The sequence below is a fragment of the Paenibacillus sp. SSG-1 genome, from assembly GCF_002224835.1.
GTDB classification, from domain to species: Bacteria; Bacillota; Bacilli; order Paenibacillales; family Paenibacillaceae; genus Paenibacillus_AQ; species Paenibacillus_AQ favisporus.
Window position 1 is genome coordinate 5,968,494 of record NZ_MBRK01000001.1, and the last position, 21,414, is coordinate 5,989,907.

Sequence of the window (21,414 nt, forward strand, 5' to 3'; positions counted from 1 at the left end):
CCTGATTAAAGACATCCGACTAGTAAAATTTTTCTATTTTAGGGCCCGGACAGGCAGGGTATCTTCCTTTTGAGTGAAAAAAAGATTCCCGCCTAAACATTCAGGCAGGAATCTCACCAATTTCTATATGCTATTGTTTACCGGGACAGCGACTCCACCACCCCGCGGGCAATCCAAACACCGGCCGCCCCGGCTTGGGCCAGACCGCGCGTGATCCCCGCTCCGTCGCCGCCGCAGTACAGCCCGCGAATTTCCGTCTCCAGTGTCTCCGACAGCTTGGGACGGGCGGAGTAGAACTTGGCTTCGACGCCATAGAAAAGCGTATGCTCCGAAGCGATGCCCGGCGTGACATGGTTCAGCGCCTCAACCATTTCGATCAGGCTTTTCATCGTGTTGTAAGGCAGAACGAGACCCAGGTCCCCCGGTACAGCCTCCCTCAGGGTAGGCTCCAGAAATCCTTCCCGAATCCGCCCTTCGGTCGAGCGCCGTCCGCGCAAAATATCGCCGTACTTCTGGACAATGATCCCGCCATTAGACAAATCGTTGGCCCGTTTGCATATTTCACGCGCATACTCGTTCGGCTTATCAAACGGTTCCGTAAATTTATGTGAGACGAGCAGCGCAAAGTTCGTATTGGACGAGCCCAGCGCCGGATCCTTGAAAGAATGTCCGTTGGCCGCCATCGCTCCGCTGTGATTCTCGACCACGACGTGGCCGGAAGGGTTGCTGCAGAACGTGCGGACTCGAGTGCCTACGGACGTGTTAAAGACGAATTTCCCCTCGTACAGATGCTGATTGATTTCCGACATCACCACATCGGAGGTTTCGACGCGAACGCCGACGTCGACCTGGTTGTTGTACATTTTGAGGCGGCGCTTCTTCAGGATGCTTGTCAGCCAAGCTGACCCGTCCCGGCCTGGGGCGATGATGACGCGGTCCGCCTCGTAACTGTCCCCATTCTTCAGGACGATGCCCTGCACCGTGTGGACGCCGTCTTCCTTGACGGTGAGGATGTCCTCCACCTCGGCCTTGAACATCATGTCGATGCGCGTGTTCAGAAACTCGTAGATCGATTTTAAAATTTCCAGGTTCTGCTCCGTGCCGAGATGCCGTACCTGTGCCCGCAGCAGCTTCAAACCCGCGGCATAGCCGCGCTGCTCAATGCCCCGGATGACATCCGTCGTCGGATCGGTAATATTCGTCGTCGCGCCATGCTGCAGGTTCAGCTCGTCAACATAACGGATGAGCTCAAGCACTTTGGATGGTGGCAGATAGTCCGTCATCCAGCCGCCAAATTCGGTTGTAATGTTAAATTTTCCGTCGCTGTAAGCTCCGGCTCCGCCAAAGCCCGCTGTGATTGAGCAGGCGGGTACGCAGCCGGCAAACTCCTTACGGCCGCCGGCGGGCGGACATAACTTGATTTTGTCCTCCAGAATCGGACAGCTGCGGCGGTAAATATCATGCCCTTTATCCACCAGAAGCACCTTCAGATGAGGCGCCTTTAACGCAAATTCATAACAGGCAAAAATACCGGCCGGACCGGCTCCAACGACAATGACATCATATTTACTCATCATGTTCCTCCTGAAATGGGTTAGGTCAACAAAAAAATCCCCGGCATAGAATAGGTATGCAAAGCAGCCTATTCGTAGCCAGGGATTTACGGCCCCTAGTAGAAACCCTCAAACCATATCATTGAGGTTATACGAACAATGTCTCTGTTATTTATCGTTTACAGGAGTTAGTGTAATGGATAAACACGAATGTGTCAACATCCACGATCAACATCGTTCGTATTTTAGTATAATTATTTAGATTGAAAGCATTTCGATATTACAAATATACCGATAAAAACGAACATTATGGATGTTCAAAAATACAAATTGCCAATAGCGCTTTGATTGGATAAGATGAAAGCGTTACCGTCGGACGACGAGTCATACCGAATCGGAATTCTAAATCAATCTAAGGGAGGTAGACCGGATGATTAGAGGGATTGGGCATTTGGCCTTTGATGTAGCCGATATGAACAAATCGATCGATTTTTACTGCGGCATTCTCGGATTTAAAAAGGCCTTTTCGATTGAGGATGATCATGGCAACCCCTGGATCGAGTATATCAAGGTGCGTGAAGGCCAGTTTATCGAGCTGTTTTATGGGGCTGAAAATAAACCCGAAGCGGTGAAACGCCCCATCGGATTCTCGCATTTGTGCCTGGAAGTGGGCAGCATCGAAGAAATCGCCGCCCATCTGAAACGGCATGGTGTCCCGCTGGACGTGGAGCCCCAGCAGGGCAAAGACTCCAATTGGCAGTGCTGGGTGAAGGATCCGGACGGAAACCGCATTGAATTTATGCAGCTCAACCCGAATTCCCCGCAAATGAAGGCTTAGAAAAACCCCTTAATCGCACCATACGTGCGATTAAGGGGTTTCCTTATATCCATTTATGAATTTCTATCAATGGGGCCAATCTGTCCTGCCACTGAAATTCATCCTTATTTCCCATCTGTCGACGGCTGATCGCCGGATGCCTTTTCGTCGGTCGTATCGCCGGTTTCCTGATCCGTGTTTCCTTGCTCAGGATTTGCGGTCAAGACAAACGATCCGCCGGCCGCGTTGACTTTTTCAATCTGGCTAATGTCCAGCTTTTTGCCCAGCTTCACGGTGATGGTGCTGGTGTATTCGTCCGTCAACGTATTACCGGAACCGGGTGCACCTGTAGTTCCCGTTGTTCCGGCACTGTCCGTTACTCCCCCGGTGTCACCGTTACCGCTGCCTTCACTGCCTGCGGTTGCTTCATCTTTTCCACCGGCAGTGCCAGTCGATGCATCCGATGGATCGGCAGCTTTGTCAGACGACTGACCGGCGTCCGCTCCCCCACCGTTCGAGTCCGTTCCCGCCGTTCCATCCGCGGCGTTCGTCTTCCCGGAAGACCCGCCGGTATCCGCCTGTCCGTCCTTCGTCGCATCCGTATCGGACCCGCCAGGCGTTTCGCCGGTCTGGCCGCCTTCCGTCGCATCCGTGCCTGACGTTCCTGCCGAATCGGTGGTCTGCCCGTCGGTTGCCTTGATGCCTGCCGTATCTCCGGACGTGGAATCCGTTCCCCCAGCCGAATCCGCCGCGCACTGGCTGACCGTCTGCGGATCAATCGCCTCAAACAGGATGTTACCGTCCTTGTCCAGGACGGTCACTTCACCCGCTTTGAAATTCCGGCAGGCCTCCGGCTGCTTGAAGTGGAAAGTAAGCTCCGTCAGTTCCCCTTGCTCCCCATTCTTAACCTGCTCCGCCGTAAGCAGCGGAATTTCCGTTGCCGTCTCCGTCGCCGGAGGCTGGGAAGCGACCGGCGGTTTCGTGACGTCTACCGGGTCCGCCTTCCGATCAAAGGCACCGTTCGCCTGCAGCGTCAGCATCGTGACCCCTGCCGCAATCACGATGACCAGCAGCACCGAGCTGAGCATGATCGGCTTGCGGTTGTTTCTGAAAAACTTCATCCACGATGGCGCCAGTTCCGACCGTGCCCGGGCGTAAGCCGGCTGAAGCGCCGGCGGAGCGGAGTCAAAGTATCTTTTCACCTTGTCTTTGTTCCGGAACGCGCCCGGGTCATTTCTTTTCATAAACGACACGATCGCCGCGGCATACGCAGGAACCAGGCCGCGTGGACGCACAAACAGCGGTTGGTCCGCCGACCATTGGATGTACTCATACACCGTCTCCGGGCTGTCTCCGTATTTATACACGAAATCCAGCAAGGATCCGTAATCCACCGCTCCGGTCTCCACGTCCTGGCAGAAGGCCAGAGTAATCCACTCGAACACCTCTGGCTTCACTTCCCGCTGCAGCCAGCCGCGGCCGATATACTGCACCTGATCCCTCTCCGCAAAGGACAATCCGTCCAGCACGTCCTCCCTTTTCGGATGGTCGGTACCGAACCATTGATAGAGCGCCAGCATGACGTTCGCTTTGGAGCGGATGCGGGCATCGAATCGGGATACCCACGATCTTAATTCCTTCGGCTCCCGCAGAAATCCAATGTCCAGCAGCTGCTCTCTCGAAAGACGTTCCAAATCCAGATCCTTCAGCAAAAAGAGATTGGCCGCATACACCAGCCGGTCGACAAACCGTGACCCGCCTTCGATTTGGCCCAGTCCGCGGCCCGGATCCCGCTCGAGATCGTCCAACTGGTCCATCACCGCATTCACGGCGCGGACCGGATCGGACTCCCGGCCCAGCTTGTCCATCAGCTGCGTTTCCGCAAGCTTGGTGAACACCGCGTTCTCCAGCACGATCGGGTGATTCTGCACCCAGGCGCCGGCGAGCTCGACCAGATCACTGGCTGTCGCTGCCTGTTTCAGCCTATTTTCTATGTAAGGCTCGAACAGCAGGGCGGGCAGCCCCGGGCTGCTCAGCACACGGGCGAAGAAAGTGCGGCTCAAGGCCGGTGTGCTCTCCAGCATGCCGTACGCGGCTTGCGCAATATCCTCACGCTGCTGCGACAGCGCATTGTTGATCGTACGGATGAAATACTCCACGATGCGCAGGCCAAAATTTTTGCCGTCGACGGCATAGTAATCCTTGATGCTTTCGATGATGTCCGTACCTGGCACCTCGCCCAGCTTCACCCGATCCAGCTCCTTGTCAAAACGCGTCAAGAACAGCTGATTCAGCCGGGCTTTGGCATGAATTGCCCCAGGTGTGGACAGATAATCAAGGATGCAGCGAAGCACCGTGCCGGGTTGCGCCGTATACAGCTCTTCCCGTCCCTGATCGATCTGGTACAGCACGCAAAGCTCATGGTAGCCCGCAACCGAAATCCGCCGGATCGGCTCCATGCCCTCCATCATTTGGTCGGCAAAAGCATAAAAATCCTCCAACCGTTCCGGATTCCGCAGATTCGCCCAGGCAAAATCCAGATACGGCTGCTTGGACCAGTCCAAGTCCACGTTGATGACGCGGCCCGCCGCCAGCTCAAACAAATAATCCTTCTCTACGCTGCGGTCGCCGAGGCGCAGGCCCCCTTTTTCCACGAAGTTCAGGTGGATGCCCTTTTTGCTCTGCGGCTCTTTGGCATACGTCAGAAAACCAAGCTCGCTGCGCAGCGCGTAAGGCAGGCTGCCAAACAGCACATGCAGCAGTTCGCGCGCCTTGACGGACAACTGCTCCACCGGAACGTCCAAGACGATGTATACCTTCTTTTTGCCCGATACCGACGACATGGCTGCAAACAGCAGCTGTTTGAACACCTTCTCGTCAATATGCAGCTCTTCCAGGAGCGCCATGACCTCGGCCGCCGCTAGATTCTGCCCGTCTTTCGCCACCGGCAAATCCCCCAGTTCGGGGAGGTCCGGGCCCAGCTCAATGTCGTAATGATCGGCAAACTGGGCGTTCAGCAGCCTGCGGTAATCTGTACCCGTCTGCTCCATCCAACCCGGTGGGAGTACATAGTTATGGGTAAAAAAGGCGCTGCGCAGCCCGGTAAAATCCGCCGGCTGGTACACGCTTCGCCCTAGAACCGTTTCCCCGGTCTCGGCCCGAAACAGATGCAGGGCATCCGGATAAGCGTCTGCTTCCTTCTCGCTCCGTGCGGTCAGCTCCGCCGGGGCGTCGTATTGGCAGAACGGATGCAGCACCTTTTTAATAAAACCATGCTCCAGCCCCAGCGATCTGGCGATCGTATCAAACCCTTCGGTAGAGCGGAAAATCCCGCGCCGTTCGCGGGTATACATTTGCTGCTGAACCTTTTTGGGAGTGAAATCAGGCACTAGTCTTCTCTCCCCTCGATGTATTTCAGCTTGTACAGCAGCCAGATAAAGGGCTCATCCACCCGGATCGGGCTGACCACGCTCTGCAGCTTCTGCCCCACCGGATTGCTGCCCAGCGCAGACACCGCGAAATAAGCCGTATTGGAAAAGTACACGTCCATCGTCCCCTTAAACGGCCGATCGACCTTTTCGATGAAGCGGCGGATTTCTCCGTCAATATTTTCGAACTCGGTCAGATTCAAATATTTGCGGTGCACCATGTTGTTGAAAATGTTGCTGTTCGGCTTCACGTACTCGCCGTCCTCGTCCTTCAGCGAGTGGAGCATGTCGCTCTTCGTCAGCACCACCGCTGTCGGTATGTCGGTTTTGCCCTTGTCCTCGTAGGCGATAAAGTCCCCAAATAAGGTCAGCACCACGTCCCGCGGCTCATCGTACTGCGATACCCATTCGCCCGGCTGGTCGCCTAAATTAAGGCGGATCTTCTCGCGGATCGAGCGGATCTGCAGCGGATCGATCATGAACAGGATGCCCGCGGAGTTTTTGATGTGCTGCCCGTGCAGGCCGAGGTAATCCTCGTCGACCATGCCCTCGCCGGCCACGTCGAAGAACACCAGCGTGAGCGGCGGCTTCGTCTCGTCCTTGAACACGAATTGGAAAATAAACGGCTCCTGCATCTTCTCCTTCTGCGTGGAAGCAAGCAGGTCCCCGCGTTCAAACAGCGGCTCCTCGTACATCGTGCGGAACTTGCGGCTGATCTCCGCATTCAGCGGCATACAGGCCGCATTGAAATGGTCCGCCGTCATATGCTGAAGCGTATGGATCAGCGAGGTCATATACACCGACTTGCCGACCTGCGAGGCGCCGATGATCGAGATGATGTTGCTCGGCACTTTGCCCGCCGTTACCGGAAGTTCGTTATGGCACTTCGGGCACAGCCGTCTGCGCGTGACCACCCCGTAGCGGTCGTTCAACCCGATCAGCACGTGATCGGAGTAGATCTGATGCTCCTCGGGAATGTCCCGCGGATAGAGGATCGCTTCCATGTCGTACACCGAATCCAGGCCGAAGCGTTCCCGGTAGCGGTTCAGCTCCTCATCCTCGCGGAGCGCGTAATCCTCGTCGTCTTCCCGATGGTGGGCAGCGCGGAACACGACCTCCTCCGGCGAAAATTTGCTGAAGCAGTACGGACATACGATATCGTAAAACAATGGCCGGGGCTCCGGCTCCGGCTTCCTCTTGAACCTGTCAAAAATGCCCATGATGCTTTCGTTCCCCCTTTCCCGTACTTCTATGTTCAATAGCTGGCTCGAAGAGCCGCTAGTAATCTCATTGTGAGCTGGCTCGTAAGAGCCGCTGATGCCTTATCGTAAGCTGGCTCGAAGAGCCGCTGATGCTCTTTCGTGAGCTGACTCGAAGAGGCGCTGATATCTCACGTTTTGCGGAAGCAAAACATCGAGAATAACTTCCTCGAGCTGTGGCAGAGAAGCTAAAGCCCGCTCCGATGCCGGATCATTCTTCCGATCGCTGTTGCCTCCAAATTTCCTGATTTGATTAACCCTATTAAAGGTTGAAATTCCGAGGCAAAGGCGACCGCTGCCGCTTCTCCAAAATGATTCCGTCCTCTCCGCTGGGTCATCTCCGGCAGCATTTTTATCCCTGGGCCTCGCTCTGTTTATGCCCTATGGAGTTCTGTTACTTTGGTATTCAGCCGTTCAGGCCAGCCTGCCCTTAGCGCTATGATGGTCCAGGTTGCAAATTCTAATCTCTGCTCATTAAGTTCCAAGCCCTAATCTTTAAGCTCACTCTTAGGCTCTAAGCTCTTTCTCTCTAAGCATTTCTAGCACTTCTCTCGAAGCACTGCTCCCTTAATGTATACGTCCTGCTCATCTATTCGTTCTGGTCATCTATTATTTCTGCTAATCTATTTGTTCTGCAGATCTAACGTATAACTCTACCTCGAACCTTCAAACTCCATTCTGCAGCTTTGCAGGTCGATTCCGCAAGCTTGCGCACTTTTAGTTCTGTAATTCGCCCCTCAAAGCTAGTAATCCGCCCTTGAATCCAATTCCGTTCACTCTAACCCTTAATTTCACTAGTTTAATAGTTCATATGTTTAATCTCTATATTTTATCGCACATTCCTGCCCACAAGGTAGCACCGTACGGCATGCCCCGGATCCCTGAATCGGCTTGCACCTGCCATCTTCGAGCTATCCAGCTTCTGCCTTCTCCTCTGAGTCTGCCCACAATGCTCCCAGCCAAGCGAACATAGAGCACCCTGAGTCCGCCAATAAACGCTCCCTGCCATGTCGATATGGAGCCCCCTGAGTCCGCCCACAAACGCTCCCTGCCATGTCGATATGGAACATCCTGAGTCTACCCACAAATTGCCCCCTGCCAAGCGGAATATATGGACCGGAGAGTTTACGTGCTTCCTTTGAAATCGTGTTATTCCCTTCCTATCTCATCAAAATAACACGATTTCAACAGAAGCCGGAGGGGCATATATGGAGCGACCCAACAGAAGCCGCAGGGGCATATATGGAGCGACCGGAGCGACCCTAGCGTCCCTGCACCAACTCATACAGCTGCCCGTACTTCTTCCCGTCCGTAAAAAACAGGCGCACGTAGTCGTTTTTGCCCACCTCGATGGCGGGCAGCACGTTTTTCCCCGCCGCGAAATCCATGACGAACGGATACACCGTTCCGTCTTCCTTGTGGGCGGGGTAGCTTCCCTGCTTCTTGACATAGCAGAGCGCTTCCTTCGGGATCGGGACCTCGGTCGTCACCCGGATTTCCACGGTCTTGAACTTCTGCAGCCATCCGCCCTTCTCGCGGATGGAGACGGTCACGCGGGCTTTGCCTGTGCTGAAGACGGCACGATTGGCTCCGTCAGGCTGGCGGAACAGGACGGCATCGCCTTGTTCCGTTACCGAAGCATAGACGGTGTAGATGACGCGTCCGACGCCCTCGATCCGGTCGTGATAACCGTTGTTCGCTTTATATTCGTTTCGGGTATACAGCCTCAGCTTGTCGGAAGGCGAATCGGACGGAGCCGAAGCTCCGCCCTCTCCCGCGTCTTCCGCAAGAATGTCAAAAGCTCTGCCGATGTACACGGCATGAATCCCCTCCGGCCACTGCCAGCGGAGGGTGCAGCGATCCTCGTCCAGCTGGTGGGACAAGCCGCGGATGACCGGGTCGCCCGGCTGTGCATCGATAAACCGCATATGTCATGCGCCTCCCTGCTTAGAATCCTCTGCTCGTGTTGTCTTTCTGGCGCCGATCGAAGCCGGACTGCGTCCGTCCGGCCTGGCCCGGACGCTGAAGACCGGCCGCAAGCTTGCCGTTCTCCTTCACCGGAATGACGCCGGTGAACAAGGCGAGCACGCCGGCCAGGATCAGGCACGACAGCAGGCGGACCAGCTCGTCGCCAACGGTGTGGCCCGACAAGCCAAATTCGAGCACGGCTCCGGCAATCAGGCCGGACACCACGCCGCCAATACCAAAGCTGCGGGCCAAATACCGGTTGTCGAAGATCAAGCCGAGGGATAAGCCGATCGCCCCGCCGATGATGGCGATGAAAGCGATGTGCAGCATCCGGTAATAGACGCTGTCCTGTGTCGGGCCGGTCCGTTCGGTCAGAAGCGTCCGGTCGCCTACGTCTTCATAGATTTGCTGGAAGACCGGCGACAGGTCACCTGCATTGGACACGTCGTAATACTGCCCGCCCGTCTCCCGGGCAATGTCCTGCAGCAGCTGCGCCCCATCCGCCTGAACCAGGCTGAGCCCGATCGTGTTGACGGCGATTTGGCGCTGCTTGTACGCTGCGAGAGCGCTGTTCAGGTCCACATCGCTGATGCCGTCCGACAGCAGGATAACCATCGTGTTCCGGTTGGCGTCATTCGTTTCCTCGATATGCTTCATCGTATCCGCCAGCGCCAGGCTGATGTTCGTTCCCCCGTCGGTTGCCTCAAGCCCGTCAATTTCGGAGATGACCTTATGTTTGGCATCCTTATTTTTGACCTTCATGAACGGCTGCAGCAGGGTCGTCTGGTCGTTAAAGACCATCACCGCTACCCGGTTGTCACTGTCCATCCGGTTGATCAGGTTTTTGGCTGCCGTATAGCGGTCGTTGTCCGGGTCAGTCTCCCCCATGCTTCCGGAGTTGTCGATGACCAAAGCAATGTCCTTGACCGGCTTCGCATGGCCGGGATTGATTTCATAGACGAACTCCAAAACCAAACCAAGCACGAAGACCAGCACCAGTGTGGCCGGCACGAGCAGTTTCCAGGAAGTCCCCAGATACCGCTGTCTCCAGGACGGCCCATTCAGGCGGGGTGACATCATCTCCGCGATCAGGCACCCGGTGCCGATGCAGAGAGCCAGTATTCCCAAATATAATCCAATGGCCACGATTCGCGGAAGATCGCTGCCCCACACGTGCAGCACGACCTCTCCGATGACGTAGCCGGCCGCGCCGCCAATCAGGCTGAGGAGCAGCAGAAGCAGATTGATTTTACGCTGCATGATACCATGCTTCCTTTCTTAAGTGGCGCCCGGGCTCTTACCGCAGCTCCGGCAGCTGCCCGGGGTCCACACCGTGAAATTCGTAGCCGTTCTGGACGTACGTCTCATAATAGGCTTTGCCGTTGCGGTAATACATCAAGTCCTCCAGATGGAATCCGCCCATCAGGTTCAGCTTCTCGACGCCGCTGCTGCGCTTCTCGTGCACGACCCCGAGCTTGTAGATGCGCGAGGTCTCGTCTGCCCCCAGGGCATACCGGACAAATTCGCTGCTGGCATCGCCGAAGAAATACTTTTCCTCATAGCGGTGCTCCTGCGTGTAGTCGAACAGCCGCACGTTAATGACCGCATGCTCCTCAAGGGTTCGGTACAGCATCTTGAACAGGTCTTCCTTCGACAGCACCTGCTTGTTGCTGTAATCGATCGTTACATTGGCCCGGCGCAGCAATTCATCCTCAAAGGTCTGATCAAAAGGCTCTGCCGTCAGCAAATCACGCTCCACGACAGCAATGAGCCTCTCCAGCAGTCTGTCGGTCCCCGCAGCTGCCAATGCGGACAGGTTCCCGACATAACGGTCCTCGAAAAAGATAAACGGCCCCCTCTTCGCCTCCAGGTCGCGCATGATGTCTTCCGTCACGAGTCCGTAATACTCCATAATGTTCTGCCCGATATAATCGTCGGCAGCCCGAATGCTCTGCTGCGCAGAGGCATGCAGCTCACCCTCCAGCTGCTCAAGCCGCTGCGCCTGCCGCTTGTAGTGGCCATGCAGACGCTCCAGCTCCGCCTCGTAGCGGCGGTACAGCTTCAGCTCGGTCTCCAGAAGCAGCAATTCCAGCTTGCGCTGATAGATGGTTTCCAGAAAATAGCGGATAAAGCTCCGCACATTATGCTTGTCCATCAGCGGCCGTTTTGGAAAAGGCAGGTTCCCCACCTGCTCGCTGTAATACCGGTCGAGCTCGGCCCGGTCAGCCTCCAGCTGGCCGGCCATATCGCGGATCCGGGCCCGCAGCGCCTCCAGCACACCGCCTGCCCCTTCTTTCTCGCCGGTCCATGCCGCAATGTGGAACACGCTGATCTCCGGATGCTCCGCCATCTGCTGCCGGATGACGGAATCCAGCTCTTCCGCCCCGTCCAGGCGGCCCAGCGCTTCGCTTGCCTCCTGCTCATAGTTGGCTTGAAAATACCGCCGGCATCCGTCACCGAACAGCGCCTCCTCCGCTTCGCGTACGGACATGCCTTTCAGCGAAGCGAAGCCGACCGGCCGGGTCATCATGCCGTTCATTTCCTCGATCCGGCTGCCGTCCGGCACCACATGGTCCGCTCGCGACGAAACCGCCGCCGGATCCAGCCCGAAGAATGCCAGGCGTTCCTTGATACCGAGCTCTCTTCCTGTCTTCATCCTCAGCAGCAGCTGGCTGTAGAAATGGTACAGCACCGTCAGGGCAATCGGCTGGTTCGGCCGCTTGACCCTGGAGAAACCGGCGGAGACATAGCCCTGCCGGCCGGACTCCGTCATGATGTTATTTTTGAAGGAGGTATTGTTATAGCTTCCTGCCTGACCGTCGATCTGATGCTCCTTCTGCTTGCGGTTCTTCAGCAGGCCGAGGTGGCAGATGATCTCATAGTTGTCCTGCATGCCGCCAGGATCGGCGATGCCGCGCTCGTTTTTGTCCGACAGCACGTACACCAGATCGAAGAGCGGCGAAGCCGGATGCGTCACCGGGATGGACAGTCCATCCTCCGTGACGTGCAGCGGCGCAGAGAACGTGTACTCGGGGCGCTGCATCATGTCGAGCTCCCGCAGAAAAGCCATCCCTGCCGAGCTGGCATATCCGAACGACTCCAGCTGCTCCCGTTCGCTGATCAGCGCGTACAGGTCCATCTGAACCGACTTGAAGGACTGGCTGAAGATCGACTGGGCCAGCAGCGAAATTTCCGGTATGAACACATTAAGCGGGTCGTCGACCCGCGTAATGACAGAGAGATGGATCCGGTCGAATGAGGAATACATCCGGCCGTAGCCCGCAATATGAGACTCTAGCCGGCGGATCGCCTTATTCAGCTCGAACAACTGCTTTTCGTTCCGGTAGAACGCCCGGTACAGCTCTTTGCGTATCGTTTTGGGATCACCCGGCACAGCGGAGTCGTCCAACAGAAAGCGGCTCAGCAAGGAACCGCCGTCTTCGGAGCGCACTTCGCCGAACCCGTAGCCTTTGGCTTCAAACCGTCCATTCGCATGACTTTCCTGGGAGGCCGTGGACGCCAAAGTGCCGTGGGTCTCGTCTGAAGCGGCGGCCCCCCGGTCGCTGCCGGATGCCGTGCCGACATGGAAATACGTCACTCCGGCGCTGTTATCCCACTTATGCCGGTGGATCTTCATGATCGGTCCGATGGCGTCCGCCGTCTTGTCGCCGATAAACAGAAGCACCGCCGGGTAATGGATGCTGCTCTGGTCGTCTCCCTTACCCGTCAGGCTCTCCTGGGCCGCGGCATAGTTGGATGCAAACCGCTCTAAAATGCCGTTCATCGCTTACTTCAGCCTTCTGCGGATATCGTTCAGCTTGGAAGAAATCTGTCTGTAGAACTGATAGCGGTCTTCCCCGTCCGCCAGCTCCACTTTCTCGTATTCGAGACGGTCGCGGGCTTCCAGGAAGGTCGCCGACAGCTCCTCCAGCTTGGTGAGCAGCGGGGTGATATCCTCCGAAGCGGTCAGCTCGGCATCCCGGCGGGACGATTTGCGCAGCAGGGTGCTGCGGCTTTTCTCATCCAGCCCGCGGAAATGCTTAAACACTTCGTATTCGACGTAATTGACGCTTTTCAGCAGATTGGCAAACGGCTGCCACGCTTCTTCTTCCGGGTCGCGGTCGTAGACGTACAAGGCGCCCTTCTTGCAGATCGTGCCGGTGTACATCGCTTCGATAAACTGGTCCAGCCATTTCTCCTCATCCTGATGCTGGCTGATGATGTCTTCCAGCTCGGCAGCCTTAGCGGCAATGGCTGTATATTTGGCCAATTCGGCCCGTACCCGGGCGATGAGCTCCGGCGAACGGATCAGGTTCTCCTTGGCCAGCTCCTCATTGATCGAGCCGAAGATATCCTTCGATCCTTCCCGCTCCAATCCCTCGCTCAAGTAACGCTTCAGCTCGGTCAGTGCTCGCTTCACTTCGCCAAGATTCGGCTTGGCGGCATTCAGCTGCATGTCGTACGCGTGCAGCGCAGACTCCACGTCAAACGGCTTCGTAAACACCACCGCGTAGCGGTTGCTGGTGTTCTGGTCGGCATCCTTCAGCTGAACCACCTTCAACTGCAGCGCCTGGTCGAATTCGGTGCGGACACGGGCGTTATAACTCTGCACCCGCGGGTTTACGTAGGTCTCGCCCCACGATTTTTCCGGAATCGGCGAAGGCAGGTACGTCCAGTTCACACGATCGGTCTGCACCAGGTGGCGGCCGATGCCTTCTTTGTCCAGAATCGTGCGTTCGTAGCTTTCTTCGTACACCTTAAGCGGCGTATACACAAACAGCGGCACGCCATTTTTCGTATTCAGCCAGAAGATCCGGTTCTTCACTTCGCTCTCTTTGACGGTAAAATGCGATTTGCCCACCGAATTGTTCTGATAATTGCGGATCCCCTTCAGGATGCTCGGCGCCTGCACCGGCACGGAGACAAAGCCCCAGGACGGGAAGTACAGATTGCCTGCGCTGTTGCTCAAGTGGAAGACCGGCACGGCCTCTTCGTCCAGCTTGCTGGCGATGTTCCGCTCCACAAACTTCTCGATCGACTCCTCCTGGCCGAACTTCATGATCAGGAAGTCTTCCATCGAGCGGGTAATGAGGTCGCCGAACTTGTCGGTCAGAAACTCCGAAATGGAGCTGACCACGTCGATCTCCTGCTCGCGAATCCAGCGATTGGAATGGTCCAGCAGCTCCTGCGCAAAGTCGCGGATCAGATCGTCAACATCCTTCTGCTCCATCATGCGGTTAATGACCTTCGAGATGTCGGGCACGCTGACCAGATTCCAGTAGTAAGTTTTGTTGCCCTTGTGATCCTGCTGCTCCTCCCCGTTCAGGAGAATGTCTCCGTTTTTGGCGAAAATGGAGTTCAGCGCGTTCAAAATTTCGGTATATACGTTATAAATACGGTTGTTTTCCTTGTTCAGCAGATCATACAGATCCTCGTAGAACTCGATCATCTGCTCGGTACGCTCTACGTCCGCCATCAGCCAGTATTCGTTGATTTTGGCCTCGATGTAGACGTTTTTCTTCTTTTCTTTGGATACGAAGGCGCTCTTTGCATCGCCCAGACGCTCATCCGCCTGCTCCCGGGCCACCTCGATATCCCGCGGAATGCGGGTCAGGTTCTCGCGCAGCGTCTCAATATAGGAGAGCAGCATTTTGAGCAGGCTGAACCCCTTCTCTGTGTAGATCAGGCGAGACACGTAGAACGGCCCTTGCTGCGGGTGCAGGAACATGCGGCGGATCTGGTCGCTGAACTGCGCCACGATTTCCCCTGGCAGCTGCTTCTTCGCCTTGATATATTCCTCACGGGCCCGCGCCAGGAAATTTTGTTCCAGCTCGGTGTCCATGTTGATGACCTGATTTTTAACAACGTTCGTGTAGCTCAAGCGCTCGCTGTTCTGGTAGCCGGGCAGCGGCTCCGGCACGCGCGATTCAAACGTCTTCACCATCGTGTCGAGATCGACGCCAAGCTTGCGGGCGAACTTCTCCACGTCTTCCTGATTCGGCGCTTTTTCGAACATCGTCTCCATTTTGCCGAACAGGCGGTACGCCAGGAACGTCGTCATTTCCTCAATCGGAAGCACGGCCGACGAGGCGCCGATGATGTTGTAATCGTAGTTGGCCGGATACGCCTTGTTCATTTGGGCGATATTCGTGCGGATGTTGCTGATATAGTCGTGAATGGCGAATTCTTCGCCCGATTGCTTTTCCTCGCTCGCCATGAAGTTCGTAATGTTCTCGGCGGTGACGTTCATGCAGTAATCATAGGCATTTTCCAACAGCTTGCCTTCCGTGTTGGTCGCCGAAATCAGATGGCACAGGTTAAACGGCGGCAGCGGCGAGTTGACCGTGAGAATGTTGCCGTACTGCTGTTTGAACCGCTCCCCGCGCGCATCAACGTTCATCCAGTAGTCGAGCTCTTTGAGGGCTGCATAGCCGTTCTTCTTGATGTACTCACGCGTATGTTCGCTAAGGCTCTTGTTCGCCAGGTTGATATCCGGCGTGAACAGATAACCGAGCGTGTTGACCCGGTCGATCCCGGCGGAGCCATGGTCGCGCTCGATAATGCCGCGGACGATATAGGCGATGTCCAGGAAGCAGCCGCTTCCGGTACCGCCGGAGAGGCCGGTCAGCAGGAACACCATCAGCTTCTTGTTGGTGCCTACGGACAGCGTCTTGATCTTCTTGTCGATGGCCTGCACGACCTGGTTGATCTTCGTGAAGAGCAGCAAGCGTCCCGCCTGGCGGACGCCCGCCGCGCCGTTCATGCCGTCGGTGATGCTGAGCTCGGGCGACAGCCAGTCCGTAATGTACGGCTCCAAAATGCTGCGGTTCTGCAGCAGTCCGCCGATCTCGGCGTTCGACAGCAGCACGAATTCGTTGATCGGATCGAGACCCACGCCTTTGTAGCGCTTGTTCCGGTCCTGCTCGTTCGTTTCAAAAGCCAGGAACTCGACGTTGTCCGGCTTGTCCATTTTCTTCTTGGAGAGCGGATCTTCAGGCAGCTTAAAGCGCCGGTTGATCTGGTATTTCAGACGCAGCAGCGCATCAATGCCGGTGCCTCCGAGGCCGATGATCAGAATCGGGTTGTCAATCGTGTCCACCCGGATTTTTTCGCTGACGATACCGCCTCCCAGCGACACGTCCAGCTGCTGTATATGTTCTCTAACGACCGGTTTCATAGATTCCCCTCCTGGAAAAGGTGCACGGATATGAATAACCCGTTACACCAAATATTCAAATTGTATCGTTTTGTCAATCTGCTGCAGTGACACGCTCAGGCGGTCACCGCTCTTCAGCTCCACGCCGGCAGAAGCATCCAGCACACGGCCGGACCGCTCAATCGTGCAAGGTGAGGCATTTTTCAGCACCAGGCGGTCGTTCTTGCCCGGCGTAAACATGATTTTGTCGGTTTCCTTCAATTCCGGCGCCAGCTGCAGCAGCTGGTGCAGGTTGAACTTGCCCCGGAATGAGGTCAGCTTCTTATATTGCGGGTACGTCTTCTCCCCGGTATTCTCGTCGCGGATCTCGATGACCATCTGCCCGACAAAGCCCCGATTCGCCTTCTTCACGGCATTTAAAATGAAATACGCCGCGGCCGCGATGATCAAAAGGGCAATAACCCCGATCACGACGAGCATCGTAGGGAACGGTTTATCCTTGGACGCTCCTGAAGCTGCCGTCCCGGCCCCCGTGCCCGCAGCCGCCGGCTTGGCGCTGACGGTAACCGGCTGGGTTTCGCGGTAGAAGCTTTGGTCTTCCGCACGCACCTTCAGTTCGTACTGGTGCTTGTCGGTAATTTTATAAGAACCCTCGAAATGGTCTCCTTGGTTCGTCAGCTTAACTTCCTCGGTCTTGCCCGTATCGAGGTCCTTCACCAGAAGCTTGGCGGCCATGCTGCCATACAGCGCCTGATCCTGAAGCTTCTGGCCGCTGCTGACCAGATACGACTTGATCTCTATCGTGTCACCCGGCTTCACCGATTTGGACGGCAGCGGATCCATCGTCAGGTCCAAATCATAGTTAAAGACGAGATTGATGTCGATTTTGTCCTTCGGAACGCCCTTCACCTGGAGCTTCCAGTCGCCCTGCTTTGGCTTCAGCAGCTTGATCAGGGAGTACGTCTTCGACTTGGAGCTCAGCACGTTCGCCGAAGGAATGGTCTGAGCCGTCCCGGCAGGATCGGTTAATTTCACGTCAACCGGGCTTCCGGACATCATCGAAATGTTCGCTTCCAGCACGTTCGCATTCGGAACGCTGATGGTCACTTCCTGATAGCTGCCGTTCGCGGTGATCGACTGCACCGGAACGATCTTCAGCTTCTGGTGGCTGGCGAAAATTTCGCTCAAAATTTGCGGCAAATCATCCGCCGAGCTGGTGGAGAATGATTTGGCCCCGGTCTGGCTGGCCAGATCCGCCAGGGCAGCCTTGTTCAGCTTGCCGTCGGCGTTCAGCCCGATCGTATAGATCGGGATGCCTGCCTGCTTCGCCTCCTGCACGGCGGCGCTCAGCTGCTGGTCGGCCTGCTGCTCCGTCTTGCCCGATTTCGGGTCAAGCTCATTGTTGCCGTCCGCCAGGACGACGATCATCGGCTCGTGGCTCTTGTCCATGCCCTGTTTCAGCACCTTCACCGCTTCATCCACGCCGACCGAAATGTCGGTATAGGCGCCGCGGTCAAGCTGGTCGATGAACTGCTTCAGATCTTCCTTGTCCGCCGCAGACTGGATTTCAAGCAGCGCCTTCTCCCGCTGGATCTTATCCGTATAGGAGACGATTCCGACCTTGTCCCCCTGGGCGGACAGCATGTCAATGAACATCTTCATCGCCTCGCCGCTGATCCGGTTGGGATCGCTAGCCTTCATCGAATTACTGGCATCCATCACCAGTACAGCGTCAATCTGGGATAACGGCTGCCCGGCAGCCGATACCGGCGGCAGGAAGCCGCACCATGACACAAGCAGCAACACCCCCGCCAGCAGGCACAGCGTCCATTTATTTTTTAAATGCATAGCGTTTCTCCTTCACAACATTAGTCTTCGGTTTCCAATATTCGAGGCCAGTATTCCGCAAAATTCGACCTTTCCAAGCCGTAAGAGTGCCATTATTAACTCTAGGCAAAAAGTCTTAAATATTCCTTAAGAAACGATAAAAAAACGTGAAGTGACGTTTCTAGTTTCATTCCATATTCAGTAGAAACTTCCATGCCGAGCGCTAAAATATCCCAATCTATAACATTATGATATAATTATACCTGCCAAAGTTCAATGTTTACAGGAGCTCCGCGGATTGTAGGCATTAGGACCTAACTAACAACTTGCATAATTATCCATCCGATAGAAAGGAATATTGATATGATTGCTTACGGATGTCTCGCCGTTTTGTTTCTTTTTGTTTTGATCAAATCCGTCAATTATTTCAGACGCCAGAAGACCGCGCCGCTTCCGGAAGAGCTGGACGAAACGCTGCTCACCATTGCCAACCCGGGAGACCGCCATGGTTAAGAAGAAGCCGGTACGTCTGCGCCCTTATTATAGAACGAGATATGCCTATCAAAAGTTAAGAGTTTGCAAACATTGCCATCATTTTACCGTCCTGTGGGAAGACACTTGCGCCAACTGCGGCCGTCACGCGCTGATCCCAGTCATGGACCAGGCGGCGATTAACGCCAAGCGGTCGATGCAGACGGAAAGGCTGGCCGCCCTTCTGCTGACGCTGGTGGCCGTGCTGCTAAGCCAGACATTCCTGCAGATTGCTGTCTGCCTGGGCGGGGGCCTCCTGCTGACGGTGATGCTGTGGCTGCTCCAGCGGCGCATGCTGCCGTCCGAGACGCGCCGCCAGCTGGACAAGCTGCTCCACGGCAGCCAGCGCCTGATCCTGGAAGGCATCTATTTGAATCTGTCGACCGCCTCGGCCGCCATTAAGGATGACGAGCAGATCGGGTACGAGATTCTGCGGGAGATTGCCACCATCGTGCATAACGACCGGATCCGGCTGCAGCAAATCGTGCTGCTCCAGTCGTTCGTGCTGCGCAAAGACATGGATCTCGAGCTGGAGCCGCTGTTGATCGAGGACTTCGATTCCGATCTGGCCGCTTATATCGGCGAAATCGCCAAGGTTAAACGCGAGCTGATCAAGGCCAGCGCCATTCGTTATCTGCTCATTCATGAGCGTTACATCCTGCAAATGAAGCAGGGTGCCAGCATTATGACGGCTGCGGCCGGTGCCGCGGTACGGATGAAGAAGTACGTGGATATGTATCCTGATTTCATCCGGCGCTACGCGCGCGGTCTGCCGCGGGAGCGGTTTTTGCGCCTGTACCAGATCGTGCGGCGCAATCCGGACCAGTCCTGGGACGGCTTACGCGACGAGGTATCCGCCATTTATAATGAAAAGTACCGCTGGGACCCGGATTTTCAAAAATGGGAATAAAGAGGCCATAAAGATATGACGATGAAAAACGCGCTAACCCTGCGTAATTTGTATATTTTGCTCTGCGCCGCAGCTTTGGTCCTGATCGGAGTCAAGGGTTATGACATGAACCGGAAGATCGATTGGGTCGCCACAGCGGGTCAGTACTACGACCGTAAAGATCTGATCAATGCAGAGGAATGGTACCAAAAAGCCGCCGCAAACCGGTCCATACGCTATAAGGAAGATTTGATCGCCTCCCGGCTGAAAGAGCTTGAGCCGATCACCTCCATGAGGCAGTCGCTGTCCCGTTTAGATCAACGCGCGGAAACTGCTGCCAGAAACCGGGATTTTGACGGGCTTATGAATGTATACGCCGACTTGGTTGCCGCCAAGAAGGAGTATATGGCTGCGAGCCAGCCGCTGGCCGCCTACTATCCGAAGATCTCCGCGATGTACGGCATTTCGGAGGATCTGACCAAGGACTTCAAGCAGTTCCAGTCCCTCTTTTACCAGCAGGCGAAGGATCAGCTGGCCCAGGGGAACGTTAACGACAACGCCTTTAAATGGAATCTGCTGGCCATTCCGGCGGAATTTTATGGCGGTGCGGAAGCCAAAAGCAAGCAGTTAAGCGGAAAATTTCAATCGTATGACGAGGCTCTGATGGCCCGCATGGCGGGTGCCGGGCAGTATCAGAACATGCTGGACTGGTCGCTGTCCATGATGGCCGAATACAAGAGCCGCAGCTTTAAGGCGAATTGGGTAAAAGAAAAGGCCGACTCCCTCACCCGCACGCTGCTCACAAAGGACGTGCAGGGAGACCAGGCGGCAAACTTTGCCGCCCACGCCAAGATGTACACCGCCTACATGGCCGGCGCCGGCATGAAGCAGTCCGCTGTCCAGGATTACATCACCCGGCAAATCGGCACCTGGCTGAAGGGCGCAGACCGCAAAGTGAAGAACCATAAGTATGAAGAGGCGATCGCAATTTACCAGGCCTTATCCGGCTACGAGGATACGGAGGACAAGATCAAGGCGGCTCAGCTGGCCTGGACGGTTCATGATCCGGTCCGCCTGCTGCAGAGCGCCAATCCCTCCCCCTCCTACGACTTCGTCAGCGGAGGAGCGGATCGCTTCGGCGGCAAAGCCTATGCCATCGGAGCGGACGGCAGCAACACCGTCTATTTCACCCGGATGAACAGCGATGAGACGGTGCAGGGTTACAGCAGCCACGATTTCCCGCAGGGAGCTGCCATCCGGAAAGTCTCCATCGAACCGTCGCTCAGCACGGGCAGCACGCCGGTCATTCTCGTCGAAGCGGACTCAACGACCCGGAAGGCGCTGTATGCCGCTTATGAAGTCCGGGAGAACGGCATGGTCCAGCTGTTCCAATTCAGCGCGGACGGCTATAGCGTTCAATCGGACAAGTCGCTCCTGGTGACGAATCCGGAGATTGGCGGAGACAACGTGACCGGCGGGATGGACGCTGCCGGAGGCACGGCACCGGAGGCGATATATGAGCGGCGCGGCGACGCCTATGAGTTTACGGGCTTCCAGCAGGACTTTACGGATATCGTAGCGACCGATCTGCCGTCGCATCCGGGAGAGAAGGTTCGCTTTACCATCTATATCGTCCAAGGCGGCCAGGGCGAGGCGCTCGCGGAAATGGAAGGGTCGTATATCAAACTGAGGGGCAATTTCCAATTCACCGAGGGCAGCGTGACCGTCATCGGAACCTATAACGAGTCCGAGGAAATGTACCCGGACGGCGATCAAACCGTCGAGCCTGTGAACGTACCGGTCGTAGACGTGGAACGGCTGGAGTAGATTCTACGGCCAAAGACCAATTTCAAAAAGAATATCGTGCATGAATCGTTCCAGCATAGTTATTAGGAACGTCCGTGAACATTAAAAAGGCTTCCGCTTCGGCGTGAGGCCTTTTTTACTATGCCATCCCTCCAATTACGTCATCTTTTGTCGTATATA

12 protein-coding genes and 1 riboswitch are annotated in these 21,414 nt (G+C 55.9%); of the genes, 4 read left to right on the forward strand and 8 right to left on the reverse strand.

Annotated elements, in window-relative coordinates:
- Positions 1–137: 137 nt before the first annotated feature.
- Complete coding sequence (locus BCV73_RS27340; protein WP_089549255.1) at positions 138–1,574, reverse strand: NAD(P)/FAD-dependent oxidoreductase; 1,437 nt, start codon at positions 1,572–1,574, stop codon at positions 138–140.
- A 55-nt stretch (positions 1,575–1,629) separates the two neighbouring features.
- A riboswitch (purine riboswitch) is annotated at positions 1,630–1,729 on the reverse strand.
- 254 nt (positions 1,730–1,983) lie between these two features.
- Here BCV73_RS27340 and BCV73_RS27345 point away from each other — a divergent pair.
- Positions 1,984–2,391 (forward strand): VOC family protein, encoded by a 408-nt coding sequence (locus BCV73_RS27345; RefSeq protein ID WP_089549256.1) that lies wholly within the window; start codon positions 1,984–1,986, stop codon positions 2,389–2,391.
- Positions 2,392–2,495: 104 nt separating this feature from the next.
- On the opposite strand, the gene BCV73_RS27350 is transcribed toward BCV73_RS27345, so the two are convergent.
- The 7 genes from BCV73_RS27350 to BCV73_RS27380 form a co-directional block, all read right to left on the reverse strand.
- Positions 2,496–5,759, reverse strand: a complete 3,264-nt coding sequence (locus BCV73_RS27350) for a GAP1-N2 domain-containing protein (protein WP_089549257.1) — start codon at positions 5,757–5,759, stop codon at positions 2,496–2,498.
- A complete protein-coding gene (locus tag BCV73_RS27355) occupies positions 5,759–7,018 on the reverse strand; it encodes a hypothetical protein (RefSeq protein WP_076172999.1) in 1,260 nt (419 codons plus the stop codon). Before BCV73_RS27355 ends, BCV73_RS27350 begins: the two co-directional genes overlap by 1 nt.
- A gap of 1,301 nt (positions 7,019–8,319) precedes the next feature.
- A complete protein-coding gene (locus BCV73_RS27360) occupies positions 8,320–8,985 on the reverse strand; it encodes a beta-mannanase (protein WP_089549258.1) in 666 nt (221 codons plus the stop codon).
- Positions 8,986–9,004: 19 nt separating this feature from the next.
- Positions 9,005–10,285 carry a vWA domain-containing protein gene (locus BCV73_RS27365; RefSeq protein ID WP_089549259.1) on the reverse strand — a complete coding sequence of 427 codons (1,281 nt, stop codon included), beginning with the start codon at positions 10,283–10,285 and terminating at the stop codon, positions 9,005–9,007.
- Positions 10,286–10,322: 37 nt separating this feature from the next.
- Positions 10,323–12,809, reverse strand: coding sequence for a transcription initiation factor TFIID (locus BCV73_RS27370; protein WP_089549260.1), 2,487 nt, complete (start codon positions 12,807–12,809; stop codon positions 10,323–10,325).
- 3 nt (positions 12,810–12,812) lie between these two features.
- Complete coding sequence (locus BCV73_RS27375) at positions 12,813–16,202, reverse strand: tubulin-like doman-containing protein (protein ID WP_089549261.1); 3,390 nt, start codon at positions 16,200–16,202, stop codon at positions 12,813–12,815.
- Positions 16,203–16,244: 42 nt separating this feature from the next.
- The gene (locus BCV73_RS27380) at positions 16,245–18,029 is read right to left on the reverse strand and encodes a vWA domain-containing protein (protein ID WP_089549262.1); all 1,785 of its coding nucleotides are present in this window, start codon (positions 18,027–18,029) and stop codon (positions 16,245–16,247) included.
- Positions 18,030–18,371: 342 nt separating this feature from the next.
- Here BCV73_RS27380 and BCV73_RS35190 point away from each other — a divergent pair, with 342 nt between their 5' ends.
- Genes BCV73_RS35190 through BCV73_RS27390 form a run of 3 tightly spaced genes read left to right on the forward strand, consistent with a single transcriptional unit; the run spans position 18,372 to position 21,255 of the window.
- Positions 18,372–18,521 (forward strand): hypothetical protein, encoded by a 150-nt coding sequence (locus tag BCV73_RS35190; RefSeq protein ID WP_163880163.1) that lies wholly within the window; start codon positions 18,372–18,374, stop codon positions 18,519–18,521.
- Positions 18,514–19,449 carry a hypothetical protein gene (locus BCV73_RS27385; protein ID WP_089549263.1) on the forward strand — a complete coding sequence of 312 codons (936 nt, stop codon included), beginning with the start codon at positions 18,514–18,516 and terminating at the stop codon, positions 19,447–19,449. Before BCV73_RS35190 ends, BCV73_RS27385 begins: the two co-directional genes overlap by 8 nt.
- Positions 19,450–19,464: 15 nt before the next feature.
- The gene (locus tag BCV73_RS27390; protein WP_089549264.1) at positions 19,465–21,255 is read left to right on the forward strand and encodes a hypothetical protein; all 1,791 of its coding nucleotides are present in this window, start codon (positions 19,465–19,467) and stop codon (positions 21,253–21,255) included.
- The last annotated feature ends 159 nt before the right edge of the window (positions 21,256–21,414 follow it).

Excerpts from the sequence above, each read along its gene's own strand:
- BCV73_RS27360 (WP_089549258.1), bottom strand. The coding sequence starts at position 8,985 with ATGCGGTTTATCGATGCACAGCCGGGCGACCCGGTCATCCGCGGCTTG.
- BCV73_RS27390 (WP_089549264.1), top strand. The coding sequence starts at position 19,465 with ATGACGATGAAAAACGCGCTAACCCTGCGTAATTTGTATATTTTGCTC.
- BCV73_RS27365 (WP_089549259.1), bottom strand. The coding sequence starts at position 10,285 with ATGCAGCGTAAAATCAATCTGCTTCTGCTGCTCCTCAGCCTGATTGGC.
- BCV73_RS27340 (WP_089549255.1), bottom strand. The coding sequence starts at position 1,574 with ATGAGTAAATATGATGTCATTGTCGTTGGAGCCGGTCCGGCCGGTATT.
- BCV73_RS27355 (WP_076172999.1), bottom strand. The coding sequence starts at position 7,018 with ATGGGCATTTTTGACAGGTTCAAGAGGAAGCCGGAGCCGGAGCCCCGG.
- BCV73_RS27345 (WP_089549256.1), top strand. The coding sequence starts at position 1,984 with ATGATTAGAGGGATTGGGCATTTGGCCTTTGATGTAGCCGATATGAAC.
- BCV73_RS27385 (WP_089549263.1), top strand. The coding sequence starts at position 18,514 with ATGGTTAAGAAGAAGCCGGTACGTCTGCGCCCTTATTATAGAACGAGA.
- BCV73_RS27375 (WP_089549261.1), bottom strand. The coding sequence starts at position 16,202 with ATGAAACCGGTCGTTAGAGAACATATACAGCAGCTGGACGTGTCGCTG.
- BCV73_RS27370 (WP_089549260.1), bottom strand. The coding sequence starts at position 12,809 with ATGAACGGCATTTTAGAGCGGTTTGCATCCAACTATGCCGCGGCCCAG.
- BCV73_RS27380 (WP_089549262.1), bottom strand. The coding sequence starts at position 18,029 with ATGCATTTAAAAAATAAATGGACGCTGTGCCTGCTGGCGGGGGTGTTG.
- BCV73_RS35190 (WP_163880163.1), top strand. The coding sequence starts at position 18,372 with ATGATTGCTTACGGATGTCTCGCCGTTTTGTTTCTTTTTGTTTTGATC.